Below are 19,240 nucleotides of genomic sequence, written 5' to 3'. Positions count from 1 at the left end.
TCGCCACCGGATCGGACCACCCGTTCGGGTGTAGTCCATACAGGTGGCCGATCAAGGCCCCGCCAGCCGTTGACAGTCCTCTCGGCCGGATTTTATGTTGCGTGAGCCACAAAATCTGGATCGGCTTCATCGTCGAAGAGGCTGATTTTGTTGCCAGCAAGGATAAAAAAACTATGACCGACTTGGATACCGGGTTCTCGCGGCACGATCTGCGGACCGCACGGCCTGACCCTGACGTGCGCCATCCCGCCACCCCGCACCGCCAGCCACCGGGTCCGGTCCAGCGACCGCGCGCCTTCACACCGGCACCGAGAACCCCAGTGGAGAACCGACCTGTGCGCAGCACCGGCGCGAATGGACTGTGGGCGTCACTGCCCAGAGACCTGGGCGAGCGGTTCCGGCCGCGGGCCGACCCCTTGGCACGAGCCATCCTTCAGGAGGTACAACGAGCCGTCCCCGAGTACGCGCAGCCACTGGAAGGCGCGTTCGGACAGATCATCACGCAGGGTATCCGGCAGGCGATCCTGCACTGCCTCGATACCGTCGGTCAGGGGACAGCCCCGCTCGACAAGTGGTCCGCGGTGTTCCGCAACCTCGGGAAGGTCGAGTTCAATGAGGGCCGCAGTCTCGACTGCCTGCAGACGGCCTACCGCGTCGGCGGTCGCGTCGCGTGGCGGCACGTTTCGGAGTTCGGGCAGGCGATCGGAGCGGACGCCGATCTCCTGTGCACCGCGGCCGAGGCGATCTTCGCTTACGTGGACGAGATTTCCGCACTGTCCATCGAGGGCTACACGGCCGCGCAGGAACGGGCCGCGGGCACAAGGGCGAGACGCAGGCGCAGGCTGCTCGAACTGATGCTCTCCGATCCGCCGTCCTCACCGCAGTCGATCGCGTCCCACGCCGCCAACGCCCAGTGGGCGCTGCCCGCCGAGGTCACGGTCGTCGCGCTGGAGCGGCGGCTCGGCCCGTCGGACCCCGACAGCGCCGACCTGGACGCCGACGTCCTGGTCGACTTCGAGGGTCCCAAGCCCTGCCTGGTCACCGGAGACCCCGACAAGCACCTGAAGGACCTCGCCGAACGGCTTCCCGGCTGGCGTGCGGTGATCGGCCCCGCCGTGCGGCTCACCGAGGCGCCGCGCTCCCTGCTGTGGGCGCGCCGCACGCTGCGGCTGGTCCAGCGCGGGATCCTGCCGGACAGCCGGGTCACGCGGTACAGCGATCACCTGTCCACCCTGTGGCTGCTCGCCGACGAGTTCCTGGTCCGTGAGCTGTGCACACGCAGCCTCGCCCCGTTCGAAGACCTCACCCCCAAACAGCGGGCGCGGCTCGGGGAGACGCTGCTGATCTGGCTGCAGTCGAGGGGCAGCGCTCCGGAGATCGCGAAGAAGCTCAAGGTCCACCCGCAGACCGTCCGGTACCGCATGCACCAGCTCATCGATCTCTTCGGCGACCGGCTGAACAACGCCGACGACCGGCTCGACATGGAGATCGCCCTGCGTGCGGAGGCCCTGCTCGCCGAGGACTGACCAGCGTTTCCCACTCACAACGAGGTGACGAGGTGACCCGACCGCAGGATGGCCGCAGCGGGGTCGAGGCGACGTACGGCCCACTCCTCACGCCCGCTCGGCCGGGCGGGGCGAGCGGGCGTCCCGTCCAGCTCTGGGCGCTGCTGCCGAGAGAGCTGGCGACCGTGTTCCGGCCGGTGCTGGCCGACGTGGCCGGGGAGGTGGTCCGCGAGATCCAGCGGACCATCCCCGACTACGCGCGGCCGTTGAACGGCGCGTTCGGGAAAGCGCTCAAGACTGGTGTCCAGATGGCGTTCCTGCAGTTCGTGGAGCGGATCGGGAACCCGGAAGCGCCGTCGGAAGACCGCCGGACCGTGTTCCTGAGCCTGGGTGTCCAGGAGTTCCACCAGGGCCGCAACGTCGATGTCCTGCAGGCGGCGTACCGGGTCGGCGCCAGGGTGACCTGGCGCCGGGTGGCCGAGGCCGGACGCCGCGCGGGCGTGCCCTCGGCGACGCTGTGCCTGCTCGCGGAGGCGATCTTCGCCTACATCGACGAGCTGTCGGCGTTGTCCGTCGAGGGGCACGCGGAAGCGCGTGAAAAGGCCGCCGGCGCGCTGGAGCGACGGCGTCACCGGCTGATGGAGCTCCTGCTCGCCGAGCCTCCGTCGCCGCCCGAGGTCGTCAAACACGCCGCCGAACTGGCGCGCTGGCAGCTACCGGACTTGCTCGTCGCAGTCGCTCTCGACAGGCCGTCGGACGAGGCTCCGGCGGCCTCTCCGACCGCGCTGGCCGACTTCGAAAGCCCGTCCCCCTGTCTGCTGCTCCCCGCTCCGCGACCGGAGGAACGGGAGCAGTTCGCCGAAGAACTGGCGGGCTGCCGGGCCGCGATCGGCCCCGCCGTCCCGCCCGCTTTCGCGGCACGTTCCCTGCGGGCGGCACGAGAGGCCCTGCGGCTCGTCGATTCCGGCGCGCTCGCCGACGAGCCCGTCACGTGGTGCGTCGACCATCTTTCGCGCCTGTGGCTGCTCAAGGAACCGTTCCTGGCGGCCGAACTGGGCCGGGAGCGGCTCGGTCCGCTGGCCGGGCTGACCGGGAAGCAGCACTCGCGACTGGCCGGGACGCTGCTGGCGTGGCTGGAGACCTGCGGGAACGTCCGCGAGGTGGCGGAACGGCTAGCGGTCCATCCGCAGACTGTGCGTTCTCGCGCTCAGGAGCTGGAGGCGCTGTTCTCGGACGGGCTGCGGGATCCCGAGCGGCGGTTCGAGATGATCCTGGCCCTGCGGGCCGCCCCCTCCTGACGGCGAACTCGCGTGATCACCGACGTGACTCGCGTGATCAGACGGCGAACTCGCGTGATTGAAGGCGGAACTCACGTGTCTGGACGCCGAACTCGGTGTTCCGCCTCCAATCACGCGAGTTCCGCCTCCAATCACGCGAGATCCGCCTTCAATCACGCGCGTTCGGTGCCCCGCCCCGCATTCAGAGGACGAAATGCGGAGGAGGTCAGGCGGCGGCGAGGGCGGTGACGCGCCAGTGACCGTCGGAACGTTCGGCGGTGACGCTCAGTTGAGCCGCACCGGAGCTGCGCTGCCCGTCCCCGCGTACGCCGGTCTGGTCCAGGAACACCAGCAGCGACGCCCGATCCCCGTCGAGGAGCTTGACGCCCGAGACCACCGGAGTCGACGTCACGACCAGCTTCTGTTCCGCGGCCAGCCCCCGGACCTGCGCGAACAGTTGGTCGTACTGCCCGAGTGCGGGCCCGGTCAGGACCTCTTTCGCGGCCTTTTCGCTCTTGTCGGGGTCGTCGTAGCGGTAGGAGAAGACCGTGCCGAGCGCCTTGCCGATCTGGTCGCTCACCTCCGCGGTGGTGGCGACGTCGGTCAGCGCGGTGTTGTGCGCCAGGACCGCCGTGGCGTCCCGCGCTTCGATGGCGAACCACCCCGCGAGGCCCGCCATCACCACCGCGACCGCGCCGAACACCACGGCGCCCCGCCGTCGGACAGGAGCAACGACCGAGACCTCGGGAACCGGCGAGTCCTCCAAGTCCTCGGAGACCTCTGAGACCTTTTCGGGACGTTCGAGGACCCGGGTGCTCCCGCCCATTTTCCCGGCCACCTTCACGGTGCGCCGCACCGGTTTCCGTTTTGTGGTCATCCCGTCCTCACCTCAGGGCTTTCCGGTGTCGGTCACCGGCACCTGGCCGAGCGACGTGACGCGCCACCCGTCCGGTGTCCGGTTCAGGCCGGCGCGGAACCGGTTGTGCTTGGTCACGGCTTCCCCGCCGTCGGGCCGGACTTCGAGTTCGACCGAAGCGATCACCTCGGCGGTCCCGCCGCCGCTGTCCACCGCGGTCACCGCGGCGTCGACGACCCGGCCGGTGGTGACGGTCTTCGCCTGGCCGATCCGGCCGAGCCCGCCTTCCCGGTCCCGCGCGAGCTCGTCGTGCAGCGCGCCGCCGGACAGGTTCAGCCAGCTCTGGTAACCCTGCTCGGCCTGCCGATAGTCCAAAGTGGTCAGTGCGGCCACGGACTGTCTTCCCGCCTGCAGCGCCTCCTCGCGGACCGTGGCCCGCGCGACGCCGTCGTCCCGGCTCGCGTCCCACCACGAGTAGCCGAACCAGGCCGCGAACGCGGTGGCCACCACCGCGAGCAGGACCGCGAGTCGAGTCATCGTCTTCACCTCTTCGGTACGTTCTGTGAGCCGCGCACGTTCGTCGGGTCGCCCTTGGGCAGGGCACAGCGCGCCGAGGTGTTCAACGGACGCGACGACGTGTCGAGTCCGTCGCGATAGCCGGTGCCGTAGCCGGTGACGCACGGCGGCGGATCGAAGAACGTCAGCGACAGGCCGACGTGCGCGCCGTCCGGCCCCATGATCGCGTGGCCCGCCGCGACCGCTTTCGGCGCGGTGACCAGCAGTTGCTCGATGCCGTCCTGCCGCGATTCCATGACGTCCGCGGTGGTCAGCAGGTTCGCCAGCAGGATGCCGAGGCTCGGGCCGGTCTCCCGCAAGAGCGTGCTGACCTCGTTCGCGGCCGCCGGGACGGCCGGGATCAGGCGGCGCAGATCGCCGTCGGAGCTCTTCAGCGTCGCGGCGAGCAGTTTCGCGTTGGCGCCGAACGAGCGGATCGCGTCCGCCTGCGAAACCTGCGTGTCGAGCACGGTCTGCGCATCGGTCACGAACCTGGTCAGCGGGCCGACGTGCGCGCTCGCCTCTCGTACGAACTCGATCCCTCGCCCGACGAGCTGGTCCAGCGCCGGGCCGGCGTCGGAAGTCGCGTTGTACAGCTCGTCGACCACGGTCCGCAGGGCGGGCTTCGGTACCGAGTTGGCGAAAGAGTCCACACTGGACAGGACGACGTCCACCGGCAGTGGGATCTTCGTGTCCGCCTCGCTGATCACCGAGCCGTCCCGCAACATGGCACCGTCGCCGCGACGCGGCCGCAGGTCGACGTACTGCTCGCCGACGGCCGATCGGTTGGCCACGACGGCTTCGGTGTCCGCGGGCACTTCCGGCCCGCCCGGGTCGATGTCGAGGTCCACCTCCATCCCGGAGGCGGTCAGCCGCAGTTCGCCGACGCGGCCGATCGGCACGCCCCGGTAGGTGACCTCGGCGTTGCTGAAGATGCCGCCGCCGGTGGCGAGCCGCACTTTGACGGTGTACCCGCGATCGAGTACCAGCTTGTCCAGCCCCGCGTACGTCGCGCCGACGTACGCGGTGCCGAGGACGGCGATGACCACGAAGACCACCAGTTGGACGCGGACGAACTTGGTCAGCATCAGCGGCCACCACTGTTCTTGAAGGTCAGGAACGTGTTCAGGTAGTCACCGCGGATGGCCTCGAGAGCGGCGTCGGGGAACGGGAAGGTGAAGATCATCTCCATCGCCTTCGGCAGTTTGTCCCCGGAGTCGGCCAGCCGCCGCAGCAACGGTTCGAGCGCCTTGAGATCGGCGACGAGGTCGTCCTTGCTGCGGTTCACCGTGTCGACCGCGACCGAGGTGAGCCCGTCCAGCGACTTCAGCATCCCGACCAGCGCCTGACGCTGGTCGTTCAGCACCTCGATCCCGGGGGTGAGGCCGTTCAGCGTCGCCTTGATCTCCTCGGTGTTCGCGTTCAGCGTCGCCGCGAGCTTGTTGACGCTCTCGATGGCACGGGTGATCTCCGCCTTGTGCTCGTCGAGCCCGCGCACGAAGGTGTCCAAATTGGACAGCAGGCTGCGGGCCGCGCTTTCCTTGCCGCCGAGCGCGTCGTTCAGTTCGCGGGTGATGTTCTGCACCTGCGCGACGCCTCCACCATTGAGCAGCAAGGAAAGCGCGCCGAAGACCTCCTCGATCTCCGGGGTCAGCGACGAACTGGCCAGTGGGATCACCGCGCCGTCGGCCAACCGCCCGCTCGGGGTCCCGTCGGCGGGCGGCGCGAGCTCGACGAACTTCTCGCCGAGGATGCTCGCCTGCCGCAGCCGCGCGATCGCGTTGGCCGGCAGGTTCACGTCCCCGTTGATCAGCAGCCCGACCACCGCGCTGCGGCCGTCCGGCGCCAGTTCGACCGTCCGCACCTGGCCGACCGGGACGTCGTTGACCTTCACCCCGGACTGCGGCACGAGATCCAGCACGTTGCTGAAACTCGCCGTGACATGGATCGGGCGTTCACCGAGCGCGGCACCGCCGGGCAGCGGGATGTCGTAGACGTCGACACCGTTGCCGCAGCCTGTCACGGCCAGCGTGAGGACCAGGACGGCCGCGCAGTTGAGCCGGGACTTCATTTCGCCCCCGAGAATTCGGTGAGGTTCCCTCGTCCGTCCAGCGTTCCGGCGCCCTGGTTGTACGCGCCGAGGACGTTCGCCAGCGCGTTCGGCGCGGCGTCCAGTGCCTCGCCCAGCGACGCCTTCTGCTGACTGAGCGTCTTGGTGATCTCGGCGAGTTTGTCCACATCGGACTTCACCTTGCCCCGGTTGTCCTTGATGAAGCCCTGGACCACACTGAGCGCCTCGGTGAGTTCGGTCATCGCGCTGGAGAACTGGTCCCGCTGATCGGCCAGGATCTTGCTGATCGAGGAGATCTGCCGGATCGCCTCCTTCACCTTGCCGTCGTTCGAGGCGAGCATCGCGGTGAACTTGCTGATGTTGTCGACCGAGTTGAACAGGTCGTCCTTGGAATCACTGGCCGTCCTGGCGAACTCGCCGAGGTTCTTGATCGCGTCGCCGAGTTTGCCGCCGTTGCCGTCGAGGTAGGCCGCGGCCTTGGTCAGGACGTCGCTGACAGCGCCGTCCCTGTTGGCGCCCTTCGGTCCCAGCGCGGTCATCAGCTGGTTGAGGCTGCCGAGGAGTTCGTCGACCTCGACCGGGGTGACGGTGCGCTCGGGCGGGATCCGGGCGTCGCCCCCCAGTTCCGGCCCGCCGAGGTACACCGGGGTGAGCTGCACGTACCTGTCGGCGACCAGGCTCGGCGTGATCACGACGGCGCCGACGTCGGCAGGCAGTTTGACGTCCGGACGCACCGACATGGTCACCTCGACGTTCGTGGCCTTCGGCTCGACCTTGGTCACCGAACCGATCGGGACCCCGAGCACGCGGACCTCGGTGTTCGGGTACACCCCGACGGTCGCGGTGAAATACCCGGTCAAGACGCGGTCGGCCTGCTTGGTCACCAGCGGCCAGGCCGCCGTCACGAGCAGTCCCGCGACGACGGCGAGCGCGAGCCGCCGTATCCAGGCCCGCCGCCGTGCGGTGGCACCGAGATCGGACAGCGTGAAGTGGCGCCCCATCAGCGTCCCCCGTTCCTCGACGGCATGCAGCTGCCCGGCGTGCCGCCGGTCGGGACGAGCCCGCAGATGTAGGTGTCGATCCAGCGGCCGTTGCCGACAGCGTTGCCGAGCAGCCGGTAGAAGGGCCCCGCCAGCCGCAGGCTCTCGTTGAGCTTGTCCTGGTTGCGCTGCAGCACGGTGGCGACGCGATCGAGCTGGTCGAGCGCGGGACCGAGTGTCTTCTGGTTGTCCGCGACGAGTCCCTTGAGCTGCACCGACAGGTTCTTCACACCACTGAACAGCTTCGCGATGGCGTCCTTGCGCGCATTCAGCTCCGTGAGCAGGGTGTTGCCGTCGCGGATCAACGCCTCGATCTGCTGCGACCGGTCACCGAGCGTCTGGGACACCTTGTTCGTGTTCTGGAAGAGCTTCACCAGTTCCTCGTCGCGTGAGGCGAGCGTCTTGGACAGCGCGGTGATGCCGTCGAAGGCGGTCCGGACGTCCTGCGGTGTGGAAGCACCGAGCGTTTCGGACATCGTTCCGAACGCCTTCGCCAGCTGATCGGTGTCGATCGCGCCCACCGTGTTCGCGAGGTCGTTGAACACCGCGGTGACGTCGTAGGGCGAGCTCGTGCGCTCCACCGGGATCGGCTGGTCCGGATCCAGTTCGGCGTTGCCGACCGGGTCGATGACCAGGTTCTTCTGCCCCAGCAGGGTTTTGATCTTGATCGCGGCGGTGGTGCGGTTGCCGATCCAGGTGTCCTTGACCCGGAACAGGACCTTGACGCGGGCGCCGTCCAGCAGGACGTCGGAGACCTCGCCGACCTTCACCCCGGCGACCCGGACCTCGTCGTTGCGTTTGAGCCCGGCGGCCTCGGTGAACTCCGCCGCGTAGGTGGTGGTGCCGCCGACCAGCGGGAGATCGTCGGAGAAGAACACCGCCGAACCGCCCGCCGCCATCAGCACGGCCGTGATGGTGCCCACCACGATCGGGTTGCGGCTGCGGAAGGGTTTGATCCTTGGCGCTTTCACCGGCACCGTCCCTGGGTCAGCGGGATGCCGACCGGCGGGCCGCCCGGGGCGGGCGGCGCGTCCGATTTGACCGAGCACAGGTAGAAGTTGAACCAGGAACCGTAGGAGACCATCGCGCCCATGCGGTCCAGCTTCTTGGGGAGGTTCGTGAGGAACTGTTCGAACACCGGGGTGTTGTCGGCGAGGTTCTTCGACAGGTCCCCGAGGGTGTTGATGCTCGCCTTCAGCGGCGCCCGGCCGTCCTGGAGCAGGTCCGCGGTGGACGTGGTGAGCTCGCCGAGCCCGCCGATCGCCTGCCCGATGGGCTTCGCGTCGCCGGCGAGCCCGGAGACCAGCCGCGCGGTGACGTCGACGAGCTTGTCGAACTGATCGCCCTGGGAGTTCAGTGTGTCGAGCACCGTGTTGAGGTTCCCGACCACCTGGCCGATCACCTCGTCCTTGCCCGCCAAGGTTTTCGTGAGCGACGCGGTGTGCTCCAGCAGGCTGTCGATGGTGCTCCCCTCCCCTTGCAGCACCTGGACGATCTCGAACGACAGCTGGTTGACGTCGTTCGGCGACAGCGCCTGGAACAGCGGTTTGAACCCGTTGAACAAGGCGGTGAGATCCAGTGCCGGGGTCGTGCGCTCCGGCGGGATCAGCGCGCCCTCGGTCAGCGCCGCCGGGCCGTCGGGACCGGGGTCGATGGAGAGATACCGCTGGCCCACGAGGTTGCGGTACCTGATGGTGACCGTGGCCCCGGAAGTGAGACGGCGCTTGTTCTCGATCGAGAACCGCACGTCCGCCAGGCGCCGCTCGACCACGCCGATGGAGTCCACCTGGCCGATCCGGACACCGGACATCCGGACCTCGTCCCCGGGGTTGACCGAGGTCGCGTCGGTGAATCTGGCGGTGTAGCCGACCGTCGTGCCCACCCCGGAGTTGGCGATGGTGATCGCCAGGATCCCGGTCGCCACCGCGGTGATCACGAAGAAGATCAGGCCCTTGATCGCCGGGCCCAGCACACTCCTCATCGGACGGTCACCTCCGTTCCGCGCAAGGCCGGGCCCACGAGCACGCTGCTCCAGTCCGGGACCTCGGCCGGTTTCATCCCGAGCGACGGCGCCAGCAGCTCGGCGACCAGCCCCCGCTCCCCCTTCGAATTGGCCGGGCCGAGGTCCCCATCGGGGGCGAAGGAGACCGCCGCCGAAGTGTTACCCCCGCCGTAGCACCGCGGACCGCCCTTCTGGTCGAACCGCGGATCGTCCCGGCCCGGCACGTACTTGTCGCGCGGGTCGTGGACGGACAACGTCACGTGCAGCCCCGGTTCACCGGTGCCCTTGCCCAAGGCCTTCTCCATCACCGGTTTGAGCCGGTTCACCGCGTCGAACAGACACGGGAACTCGGGCGAGTAGCGCGAAAGCAGTTCCAGCGTCGGCCTGCTCTTCACGCTGACACCGATGATGTTGTCCTTGTTCTGCACCAGGAACTTGTTCAGATCGCCGCTCGCTGTGGTGACGCTGGCGTACAGCTTGTCGAGGTCCGCACGAGTGTCCACAATGGTCTTCGCCGTCGTGGAGAGATCCGAGAGGGCCTTGAGGATGTCCGGCGCCGCGCCGGTGTAGAGATCGGCCACGTCGGCGAGACCGCTGATGTCCGCCTTGAACTGCGGCATCAGCGGATTCACCTGGCCGAGGAGGTCGTTGAGCTGAACGATGCTGTCCCCCAGGGATTTCCCGCGATTGTCGAGCGCGAGCGAGATCGCGCCGAGCGAACTGTTGAGCTTCTGCGGCTGCACCGCCCGCAGCAGGGGCAGCAGATCGCCGAGGACGCGTTCCAGTTCGATCGCGTTGGCCGACCGGTCCTGGCCGATGACGTCACCGTCTCGAAGCGAGCCACCGGCGGGCCGATCAGGGAGCACGAGGTTGACGTAGCGCTCGCCGAACACGGTCTTCGGCAGGAGCCGGGCCGAAACATTGCGCGGCAGCTGATCGATCTTCGCCGGGTCGATCGCGAGGTCGATCTCCGCGCCGTCCGCGCTGCCCCGGACCGCCCGGACCTCGCCGAACGGGACACCGCGGACCTTGACCTCGGCGGGCGGGGCCAGCTGGTTGCCGACCCGGTCGGCCTTGAGCGTGACCAGTTCCGCGCGGTCGAAGTCCTTGTTGAAGATGGCGACGGCGACCCAGCCGAGCAGCACCAGGATGACGAGGAAGATCACCCCGGCGGCCTGCGTCCGCGCCCGCGCGGTCATCCGGAGACCTTCACCGTCGTGGTGGCGCCCCAGATCGCCAGGCTGAGGAACAGGTCGAGCACGCTGATCAGCACGATCGACGTCCGCACGGCGCGGCCGACCGCGACCCCGACGCCCGCCGGGCCGCCGGCGGCCCGGTAGCCGTAGAAGCAGTGCGTGAGGATGACGCCGACGCTGAACACGAGCACCTTGCCGAACGACCACAGAACGTCTTCCGGAGGCAAGAACAGCGAGAAGTAGTGGTCGTAGGTTCCACCGGACTGCCCGAAGAAGACGACCGTGGTCACCCGCGAACCGAGGTAGGAGATCAGCAGGCCGATCACGTAGAGCGGGATGATCGCGATGAACCCGGCCACGATCCGGGTGGTGACGAGGTACGGCATGCTGCGCACGGCCATCACTTCGAGCGCGTCGATCTCCTCGGAGATCCGCATGGCACCCAGTTGTGCGGTGAAGCCGGCGCCGACCGTCGCGGACAACGCGAGCCCCGCCGAGAGCGGCGCGATCTCCCGGGTGTTGAAGTACGCGGTGAGGAAACCGGTCATCGCGGAGATGTTGATCTGGTTCAGCGCGCTGAAACCCTGCAGCCCCACCGTGATCCCGGTGAACACGCACAGGCCGACCATCACGCCGACGGTGCCGCCGATCACCGCGAGCGCCCCGCTGCCGAAGGTCACCTCGGCGAGCAGGCGCACCACTTCGCGGAAGTAGCGGGTGACGGTCATCGGGATCGCCGCGAGCGCGCGGACGTAGAACAGCAACTGGTCGCCCAGCTCGAAAAGACTGTTGCCGGGGCGTTTGAACGCCTCGCGGGCCCGTTCGGGGACGCTGGTCACGGGATCAGGTTCCCTTCGCGGGGACGAGCTGCAGGTACAGCGCGGTCAGGATCGTGTTGACGAAGAACAGGAGCAGGAACGTGATCACCACCGACTGGTTGACGACGTCGCCGACGCCTTTGGGGCCGCCTCTGGGGTTCAGCCCGCGGTAGGCCGCGACGACACCGGCGAGGAAACCGAAGATGAACGCCTTGATCGAGCTGACGACGAGGTCGGGCAGCTGGGCCAGCGCGTTGAAGCTCGCGAGATACGCGCCGGGTGTGCCGCCCTGCACGATGACGTTGAAGAAGTAACCGCCGAGCACGCCGACGACGCTGACCAAACCGTTGAGCAGTAACGAAACCCCGATGGCGGCTTGCACCCGGGGGACGATCAGCCGGTGGATCGGCGAGACGCCGAGCACCTCCATCGCGTCGATCTCCTCGCGGATGGAGCGGGCGCCGAGGTCCGCGCAGATCGCCGAACCGCCCGCGCCCGCGATGATCAGCGTCGTCACGATCGGGCTGGCCTGCTGCACGACAGCCAGAACGCTCGCGGCGCCGTTGAACTGCTGCGCGCCGATCTGGCTCGTGAGCGAACCGAGTTGCAGCGAGATGACCGCGCCGAACGGGATCGACACGAGGATCGCCGGCGTGATCGAAACGCTGGCGATGAACCAGAACTGCTGGACGAACTCGCGGATCTGCACCGGGCGGCGGAACATCGCGAGGATGACGTCGAGCCCCATGGCGCACATGCGGCCGAATTCGCGCAGCCCCGCGGCGGCCCTCTCCGGCGCGCGGGCGAGCAGGGCGACAGGATTGGTCATCGTCAGGCTCCGCATCCGTTGGGGGGCGGGCCCGAGCCGACGCACCGCAGCTTGAGGTTGGTGACCAAGGTGTTTCCAGGGCCGGAAACCAGGCCGGTGAGCAACGGGCTCAGGTCCTCACGCACACCGCATCCGGTGAAGCCCGGTGTCGAGAAGGTGCTGGTCGCCTTGACCGACGGGGCGGGGAATCCGAGCGGCATCAACGCTTTGATGTTCACCGCGACCGACTCCGCCGTCCGGCAGTTCGGGCCGACGTCGAGGACCTTGCCGTCCACTTTGACGTTCGAGAGCTTGATGAAAACCTTGTTGGTGACGTCGGAATCGCCGCACAGGTTGGTGCCGACGGCCTTGCAGTTGGTGGTGGCGCCGGTCTTCACCTCGACCGTCCCGGTGGCGTCGCCGTCCGGGATCAGCTCGACCGTGCCGGTGGCGGGCATGAACCGGAAGGACACGAAGTAGCTCTCCGTCGACGGGATGACGAGCTTGCCGGTGATCGGCACCTTGCCCGACAGGCCGAGGAGCGAGCCGTCGAACCGGCCCTGCGGGAACGTGATGTCCGAGCCGAGTTTGGCGACGTGGCTCGTCGTGGCCTGCTTCTCGTCGCCGACGTGGAAACCGAACGGCAGACCGGCCGCGGCGGCGGCCACCGGTGCGGCTTCGGCCTGCTGCGTGGAGGCGTTCGTGGGCGCGGGCTCGGCGGAGGCGGAAGCCAAGGAAAGCGCCCCCAGCCCCAGCACCGCCGGGAGCAGGAAGGCGCGCGGAACGCGCCCGGTCATCACTGACATTCGGGCTTCCTCACTTCGACTTCTCCGGCCGAACGGCCAACTCGTGAGCACGCTACTTGCGGAGGTACCGAGAGACAAGTAACTCGGGAATGGCGGGTCTGAGACGCGGAAATGTTGTTATGGACGTAACTGTTTCGCCTTGGGTCTCGTGAGTGGTAATGATGGTTCTAACCGTCATTACCACTCACGAGACTTGCGCTACTTCAGGCTGGGTCTACTTCTTGGTGAGGTTGATCTCCAGGCTGTTCCCGTCCCCGGAGGCCATCGCGCTGATCAACGGCGTCAGCAGGCCACAGCCGCGGAACTGCGGCAGCCTGTATTCGGCCGTCAGCTTGCCACCCTTCAACGGGTTGAAGCCGTGCGACGAAACCAGCGGGATGTCGGAGGGCTGTGCCGTCTTGCACGTCGAACTCGCCACGATCGGGAAGCCGAACAGCCGCACCGCGAGGAGTTTGACGTCTGCCTTCGTGTCGGCCTTCACCGCGCCGGCGTTGACGGTGCCCGTCACGTCGCCGACCTGGTTGATCTTCACCGTCGCCGAGGCCGGGAAGAACCCGAGGAAGCGGAACTGCACGTTCGACGGCGGCAGCGAAAGCTGGCCGGTGAACTTGCCGGACTGCGCGTTCAGCTTCGCGGTGAACTCACCGGGACCGAGCGGGAGCCTCGCGTTCAGCCCCGCGATGGTGGTCTTGCCCTTGACCCCGTAGGTGATCTGGGTGTCGCCCGGCGGCTGCGTCGTCGTGGTGGTCGGCGCAGTCGTCGGGGTCGTCGGCCGGGTCGTCGGAGTCGGCTCCGTGGTGGGAGTCGGCTGGGTGGTCGGAGTCGGAGACGGCTCTGTGGTGGGAGTCGGTTCCGTGGTCGGCGTCGGCTGAGTCGTGGGCGTCGGCTCAGTGGTCGGCGTCGGCTGCGTTGTCGGCGTCGGCTCAGTGGTCGGCGTCGGCTGGGTCGTCGGAGTGGGCTCGGTCGTCGGAGTCGGCTCCGTGGTGGGAGTCGGTTCCGTCGTCGGGGTCGGCTGAGTCGTGGGCGTCGGCTCCGTGGTCGGAGTCGGCTGGGTCGTCGGCGTCGGCGTCGGCTCCGTCGTCGGCGTCGGCTCCGTCGTGGGAGTCGGCTGTGTGGTCGGCGTCGTCGGGGTGGTGGGCGTCGTCGTCGGAGTGGTCGGCGTCGTCGTGCCACCGCCGGCGGGTTTGACCTCGAACGTCCCCAGCTGCTGGTTCTGTCCCGGCTGGACGACGCAGTCCGAAGTGAACGTGCCGAGGTCGGTCGGCTGGCCCTGCGCGTTCTTCGGCGTCATGGTGGTGCTGAAGTTCCCGACAGTCACCGAAGCGGTGCCCGGGCTGGGGAACGTGACCGCGGGCGCCTTGCCGCTCGTCTTGACGTGGAACTCGCCCGACTCCGGCACCGGCGTGACCGGGATGACCAGCGGAAGACCGAGGTTCAGCGTCTTGTCGACCGGGTACTTCAGCACCGCGCCCGCCTTGGCGCTGCCCTCGACGGTGGTGGCGCCGACGAGCGAAAGCCCCGAGGTCGCGTCGGCCGGGACGGTGACGTCGACGTCGAACGTGATCGGGGTGGAGGTCTTCCCGGCGACGGCGTCGTCCGGCAGGACGGTGTCGATCTTCACGACCAGGGTCTGGTCGCCGATCAGCGGGAACGGACAGGTGTATTTCAGCGTCAGCGACGCGGGCGCCGCTTCGCTCAAGCCCGCGCCGACGACGCCCAGGGTGGCCGCGACGGCGGCCACCGTGGTGGCGGCCAAGGCCTGCACGGATCTTTTCGACTTCAGTTTCTTCAGTGGGAACTTCACAACGGTCACTCCCGGGGAATCGGAGAAATTGCGTGACACGGCTGAAACAGCGCGGACACAGAAGCGGTAAATTACCTGCGCCTCTCCGCACCGGCAAGGACACCGAATCCGTTTGTCATGCCGGTGGGATCGGGTGACTGATTAACTGGCACGAACGCTCCGCGTGAAATCGCTTTTGTCACTCTCGTCGACAACAGTGGGCGCGAAACTGTCACGCGCGTCCGGAGTCACCGTGTGTTCATTGCGGCCGTACCGAAAGTCCCGCTACGTTCGGCGAATGGAGCAGGCTGCCATCGAGGTGACCGGCCTCGCCAAGCACTACGGTGATGTGACGGCTCTCGCCGGCGTCAGTCTTCGTGTCGGCCGCGGCACCGTGCTCGCGGTGCTGGGCCACAACGGCGCGGGCAAGACGACGCTGATCGACATCCTCAGTACTCGCGTCAAACCGAGCGGCGGCAGCGCCAAGGTCTGTGGTTTCGACGTCGTCCGGGCCGGGCATCACGTCCGGCGGCGGATCGGGGTCACCGGCCAGTTCGCGGCCGTCGACGACGCGCTCTCCGGCCGCGGCAACCTCGAACTCGTCGCCCGGTTGCTGGGCGCGAACCGGGGCCAGGCCAGGGCCCGCGCGGCCGAACTGCTCGCCATGTTCGGGCTCGACGACGCGGCGGACAGGCCCGCGCGGACGTACTCCGGCGGGATGCGGCGGCGGCTCGATCTCGCCGCCGGACTCGTCGGCTCCCCCGACGTCCTGTTCCTCGACGAACCGACGACCGGCCTCGACCCGCTGAGCCGCGCAGGCCTTTGGGACGGCGTCGAACGGCTCGCCGCGCGCGGCACCACCGTCGTGCTTACCACGCAGTACCTCGAGGAGGCGGACAGGCTGGCGGATCACGTCATCGTGCTGGGACTGGGGCACGTCACGGTTTCCGGGCGGCCGTCGGAACTGAAGGCCCGGCTCGGGGAACGGACCGCGACCCTGACCTTCGGCACCGACCTCGCCGCCCGCCGCGCGCTGGCCGCGGTGCACAGACTCGGCATGAGCTGCACGCCGTCGGCCTCCGGGCTGGTGATCGGCGTCGCGCTGTCCGGGCCCTCCGACATCACGGTGCTGGTCCGGGCGCTCGACGCGGCGGGCGCGCCGATGAAGGACCTCACCGTCGCGGAACCGACGCTCGACGACGTCTACCTTTCCCTGCACCGGAATCCGGCGGTGCCGTGATGACCGAGGCACGGCACCGCGCGCCGTCCACCCCGGTGCTGACCGATCCGGCGACCTGGCCGCCGAGCACCTTCACCACCCAGGTCCGGGTGCTCGCCGTCCGGTCGCTGAAGACGGCGTTCGGCGACCGGGGGCTGGTGTTCTTCGGGTTGCTGCAGCCGATCGTGCTGCTTCTGCTGTTCAGTCAAGTGTTCACCGGGGTCAGCACGCTGCCCGGTGTCGCGGCCTACGAGGGATACGTGAACTTCCTCGTCCCGGCGACGCTGGTGAACATCGCGATGACCACGGCGATGAGCTCGGGCGCCGGCCTGCTCGCGGAGATCTACAGTGGATTCACCGGACGTCTCCGGTGCATGCCCATCAGCCTTTCGGCCGTCCTGGTGGCCCGCACCATCTCCGACTCCGCCCGGCTCGGCGTGCAACTGCTGGTGACCACGCTCGCCAGCTTGGTGCTGCTCGGTTTCCGGCCGACCGGCGGCGTTTTCGGGGTCACGGCGGCGCTTCTGCTCACGCTCGTCGTCGGTTGGTGCCTGAGCTGGATCTTCGTCGCGATCACGACTTGGCTGCGCAAAGCCGAGACTCTGCAGATGGCGTCCTTCGTGGTCATGTTCCCGCTGATGTTCTCCTCCAGCGCGTACATGCCGCTCGAAACCATGCCGACCTGGCTGCGGGTGGTTTCGGCGCTCAACCCGCTGACCTACGCGATCGACGCGACCCGCGCTTTGGCGTTGGGACGGCCGTCGGGCTGGTCGATCCCCGTCTCGCTCGCGATCGCGGCCGTGGCGGCGCTGGCCGGCGGGTGGATCGCGGCTCGGACGTTCCGGTCACCCCGGGAAGCCGCGCCGAGGTGAGTGCCCGAACCACGATCACGCGTGATCAGACACGTGACTCGCGTGATTGGACACGTGACTCGCGTGATTGGGCGCCGCACTCGGATGTACGGCTCTGATCACGCGAGTTCCGTGCTCAATCACGCGAGTTCCGGCTCTGATCACGCGAGTCACGTGCCTGATCACGCGAGTGCGGAGGGAGGCGAAGCCGGAACGGAGGCTCAGCGTGGCAAGGACTCCAGGTGGTCCGCGGCGGCCACGACTCCCCCGGCCGCCGCGAACGAGGCCCGCACCCGCGCGGCCGCCGCGGCGTAGGCGGGCTCGGTGAGCACTTCGGTGACCGTGCCGCGGATGTCCGGCGCCTTCACGCGGTCGAAGCGCAGCCGCAGCCCCGCGCCCGCCGTCTCGACCTGCTGGGCCAGCATCGACTGGTCGTCCCGGATCGGCGCGATGACCAGCGGCAGCCCGGACGCGAGGGTCTCGCTGACGGTGTTGTGCCCGCCGTGGCAGATCACCGCCGACGCCTTCCGCACCACCTCCGCCTGCGGGATCCTTTTGGCGATCAGCACTTCGTCGCTGAAGAGTTCGCCGGTGGGGTCGACGACCAGGCCTTGGACCCCGGGCATCCCGGCGAGGGCGTCGACGCATTCGGACAGGAAGCGGCGGCCGAGGGCGGCGTTGGCGGTGCCGAGGGTGGCGAGGACGAGCGGGCGCCCGTCGAGCCTGTCCCACGAGAACCCCACAGGGGGCGCGGGGGCCAGCGCCGGGCCGACGAACCGGACCGCGCCGGCGTCGGCGATCGGCCCCGTCAGGGAAACGGTGGTGAAGGCCAGCACCAGCTCCGGCGAGAAGCGCAGGTCACCACCGGACACGTTGTGCCGCGTACGGAGGTCTTCCTGCAGTTTGCCCACCCAGGCGGCGATCTTCGGCATGGCGCTCAGCGGATCGCCGAGTTCAGTCGACGTCGATGCCGAAGTCGCCCACGACAGGCCCCGGCGGCTCGCCACGAGGGCGCCCGCGAAGGCCTGCTGGTCGGAGATCACGACGTCGGGCCGGAAGGCCATCACCGCTTTCTCGACCCCGGGGACCATCGCGTCCGCGAGCGGGATCAGGTACTGCTCCCACAGGAACTTCAGCGCCGCGAACCCGCGCAGCCCCTCGGGACGGCGCTCCACGGCGAACTCCAGCGCGTCCCCCGCCGCGTACACCCGGCCCGCCCGCGTCAGCTCCGACGTCGTGGGTTCCGGGCCGCACCAGGCGACGTCGTGACCGCGCCCCACCAGCTCGGCGGCCACCGCGCGCAACGGCGCCACGTGCCCGGTGAGCGGCGGGACGACCAGCAGGAACCGGCTCATCCGCGCGGCCTCCCGTGCCGGGAGATCCAGTTCAGCAGCAGCTGCCGCACCTCACGATGCTGCTCGACGAGCACCGAATGCCCCTGCCCCTCGAACACGTGCAACTCACCGCGGGGCAACAAGGACGTCAGCGCGTCGAGATCGTCGGCTTGATAGCCGTGACTGCCCAAAATGGACAGTACGGGGCAGTCGATCCCCGCCACCTGCTCCAGGGTCAGCAACGGACCGAGCGGGACCTCCTCGGCCATCGACGTCGCCATGATCCGCTCGGCGGCCATTCTCGCGAGCCGCCGGTGATGGGCGCTGTAGTTGGCCTCGATCCACTCGTAGCTCTCCTCGACCTTCAGGAAGCGCACGGTGTGTTCGAGGATCTGCGCCATCTTGCCCGCCCACAGTTCGGTCGCGGGCTCCGACTCGATGCACACGATGCTGCGCACCCGCTCCGGTTTCGCCACCGCGTAGCTGTACGCGAGGGTGCCGCCGAAACTGTTGCCCACCAGGTGAACGGGCCGGTCGAGGTCGAGCTGGTCCAGCAGGTCGTCGAGGTCGGCGACGAAGTCCGCGATCGTGTACCCGCGCTCGGGTCGTTCGGTCTTGCCGTGCCCGCGCAGGTCGTAGCTGATCACGTCCACCCCGGCGGCGGCGACCGGCGGGGCCAGCGTGAGGTAGAAACTCGCCAGGCTGTCAGTGCCCATGCCGTGCAGGAACACCACGGTCTCCGTGCCCCCGCCGGGCACGAGCTGCACGTTCGTGCGCAGCCCGTTGACGGTCATCGTCGGCACCGCCTCAGCCCCGTTCGCCGATGCGGGCGGCCACGTAGTCCGCGATGTCGCCGACCCGCAGCCCGATCACGTCGTCGAGATCCTTCTCCGCCAGGAACTCCGCGAGATTGACGTCCGCGCCGAAGAACTCGGCGAGGATGCTCGCGAAGGTCACCAGGTCGATGCTCTCCAGCCCGAGATCCTCGTGGAAGGTGGTCTGCGGGGTGATCTCGATGCCGAGGACATCGACGTCCCCGACCAGTTCTCTCAGCAATTCGGCCACCGTCCCGAAGACCGACGCCGGGCTCTGCTGTTCGATCGTCATGCTCTGCTCCTG

The 19,240-nt window shown here is 68.6% G+C and carries 19 protein-coding genes; 4 read left to right on the top strand and 15 right to left on the bottom strand.

Annotated elements, in window-relative coordinates; translation table 11 throughout:
• Positions 1-335 precede the first annotated feature (335 nt).
• Together ACZ6YV_RS14065 and ACZ6YV_RS14060 are read left to right on the top strand one after the other, a co-directional pair.
• Positions 336-1,526 (top strand): PucR-like N-terminal domain-containing protein, encoded by a 1,191-nt coding sequence (locus ACZ6YV_RS14065; protein WP_465510189.1) that lies wholly within the window; start codon positions 336-338, stop codon positions 1,524-1,526.
• 32 nt (positions 1,527-1,558) lie between these two features.
• Positions 1,559-2,803 carry a PucR family transcriptional regulator gene (locus tag ACZ6YV_RS14060; RefSeq protein ID WP_465509945.1) on the top strand — a complete coding sequence of 415 codons (1,245 nt, stop codon included), beginning with the start codon at positions 1,559-1,561 and terminating at the stop codon, positions 2,801-2,803.
• Positions 2,804-3,008: 205 nt separating this feature from the next.
• Here ACZ6YV_RS14060 and ACZ6YV_RS14055 read toward each other — a convergent pair whose 3' ends face one another.
• The 12 genes from ACZ6YV_RS14055 to ACZ6YV_RS14000 form a co-directional block, all read right to left on the bottom strand.
• Complete coding sequence (locus ACZ6YV_RS14055) at positions 3,009-3,659, bottom strand: hypothetical protein (protein ID WP_465509944.1); 651 nt, start codon at positions 3,657-3,659, stop codon at positions 3,009-3,011.
• Positions 3,660-3,671: 12 nt separating this feature from the next.
• A complete protein-coding gene (locus ACZ6YV_RS14050) occupies positions 3,672-4,175 on the bottom strand; it encodes a hypothetical protein (RefSeq protein WP_378241525.1) in 504 nt (167 codons plus the stop codon).
• A gap of 5 nt (positions 4,176-4,180) precedes the next feature.
• On the bottom strand, positions 4,181-5,281 hold the full coding sequence (locus tag ACZ6YV_RS14045; RefSeq protein WP_465509943.1) for an MCE family protein: 1,101 nt from the start codon (positions 5,279-5,281) through the stop codon (positions 4,181-4,183).
• The gene (locus ACZ6YV_RS14040; protein ID WP_465509942.1) at positions 5,281-6,264 is read right to left on the bottom strand and encodes an MCE family protein; all 984 of its coding nucleotides are present in this window, start codon (positions 6,262-6,264) and stop codon (positions 5,281-5,283) included. The genes ACZ6YV_RS14045 and ACZ6YV_RS14040 overlap by 1 nt, the downstream gene beginning before the upstream one ends.
• On the bottom strand, positions 6,261-7,265 hold the full coding sequence (locus ACZ6YV_RS14035) for an MCE family protein (protein ID WP_465509941.1): 1,005 nt from the start codon (positions 7,263-7,265) through the stop codon (positions 6,261-6,263). Before ACZ6YV_RS14035 ends, ACZ6YV_RS14040 begins: the two co-directional genes overlap by 4 nt.
• On the bottom strand, positions 7,265-8,281 hold the full coding sequence (locus tag ACZ6YV_RS14030) for an MCE family protein (RefSeq protein ID WP_465509940.1): 1,017 nt from the start codon (positions 8,279-8,281) through the stop codon (positions 7,265-7,267). The genes ACZ6YV_RS14035 and ACZ6YV_RS14030 overlap by 1 nt, the downstream gene beginning before the upstream one ends.
• The gene (locus tag ACZ6YV_RS14025) at positions 8,272-9,285 is read right to left on the bottom strand and encodes an MCE family protein (RefSeq protein WP_465509939.1); all 1,014 of its coding nucleotides are present in this window, start codon (positions 9,283-9,285) and stop codon (positions 8,272-8,274) included. Before ACZ6YV_RS14025 ends, ACZ6YV_RS14030 begins: the two co-directional genes overlap by 10 nt.
• A complete protein-coding gene (locus ACZ6YV_RS14020; protein ID WP_465509938.1) occupies positions 9,282-10,505 on the bottom strand; it encodes an MCE family protein in 1,224 nt (407 codons plus the stop codon). The genes ACZ6YV_RS14025 and ACZ6YV_RS14020 overlap by 4 nt, the downstream gene beginning before the upstream one ends.
• The gene (locus ACZ6YV_RS14015) at positions 10,502-11,341 is read right to left on the bottom strand and encodes an MlaE family ABC transporter permease (protein ID WP_378241518.1); all 840 of its coding nucleotides are present in this window, start codon (positions 11,339-11,341) and stop codon (positions 10,502-10,504) included. The genes ACZ6YV_RS14020 and ACZ6YV_RS14015 overlap by 4 nt, the downstream gene beginning before the upstream one ends.
• Positions 11,342-11,345: 4 nt before the next feature.
• Positions 11,346-12,149 carry an MlaE family ABC transporter permease gene (locus tag ACZ6YV_RS14010; protein WP_465509937.1) on the bottom strand — a complete coding sequence of 268 codons (804 nt, stop codon included), beginning with the start codon at positions 12,147-12,149 and terminating at the stop codon, positions 11,346-11,348.
• Positions 12,150-12,151: 2 nt separating this feature from the next.
• Positions 12,152-12,934 carry a hypothetical protein gene (locus ACZ6YV_RS14005; protein ID WP_465509936.1) on the bottom strand — a complete coding sequence of 261 codons (783 nt, stop codon included), beginning with the start codon at positions 12,932-12,934 and terminating at the stop codon, positions 12,152-12,154.
• 214 nt (positions 12,935-13,148) lie between these two features.
• Complete coding sequence (locus tag ACZ6YV_RS14000; protein ID WP_465509935.1) at positions 13,149-14,738, bottom strand: DUF6801 domain-containing protein; 1,590 nt, start codon at positions 14,736-14,738, stop codon at positions 13,149-13,151.
• A 277-nt stretch (positions 14,739-15,015) separates the two neighbouring features.
• Here ACZ6YV_RS14000 and ACZ6YV_RS13995 point away from each other — a divergent pair, with 277 nt between their 5' ends.
• A complete protein-coding gene (locus ACZ6YV_RS13995) occupies positions 15,016-15,957 on the top strand; it encodes an ATP-binding cassette domain-containing protein (protein WP_465509934.1) in 942 nt (313 codons plus the stop codon).
• On the top strand, positions 15,957-16,808 hold the full coding sequence (locus ACZ6YV_RS13990; protein ID WP_465509933.1) for an ABC transporter permease: 852 nt from the start codon (positions 15,957-15,959) through the stop codon (positions 16,806-16,808). The genes ACZ6YV_RS13995 and ACZ6YV_RS13990 overlap by 1 nt, the downstream gene beginning before the upstream one ends.
• 200 nt (positions 16,809-17,008) lie before the next feature.
• On the opposite strand, the gene ACZ6YV_RS13985 is transcribed toward ACZ6YV_RS13990, so the two are convergent.
• From ACZ6YV_RS13985 to ACZ6YV_RS13975, 3 genes are read right to left on the bottom strand one after another with little or no spacing between them, the layout of a single operon-like run.
• A complete protein-coding gene (locus tag ACZ6YV_RS13985) occupies positions 17,009-18,142 on the bottom strand; it encodes a glycosyltransferase (protein ID WP_465509932.1) in 1,134 nt (377 codons plus the stop codon).
• Complete coding sequence (locus tag ACZ6YV_RS13980; protein WP_378241511.1) at positions 18,139-18,924, bottom strand: alpha/beta fold hydrolase; 786 nt, start codon at positions 18,922-18,924, stop codon at positions 18,139-18,141. The genes ACZ6YV_RS13985 and ACZ6YV_RS13980 overlap by 4 nt, the downstream gene beginning before the upstream one ends.
• 4 nt (positions 18,925-18,928) lie before the next feature.
• On the bottom strand, positions 18,929-19,228 hold the full coding sequence (locus tag ACZ6YV_RS13975) for an acyl carrier protein (RefSeq protein ID WP_378241510.1): 300 nt from the start codon (positions 19,226-19,228) through the stop codon (positions 18,929-18,931).
• Positions 19,229-19,240 lie beyond the last annotated feature (12 nt).

The sequence above is a fragment of the Amycolatopsis sp. NPDC102522 genome (assembly GCF_055584485.1).
This window is presented reverse-complemented; position numbering and strand designations above follow the sequence as displayed.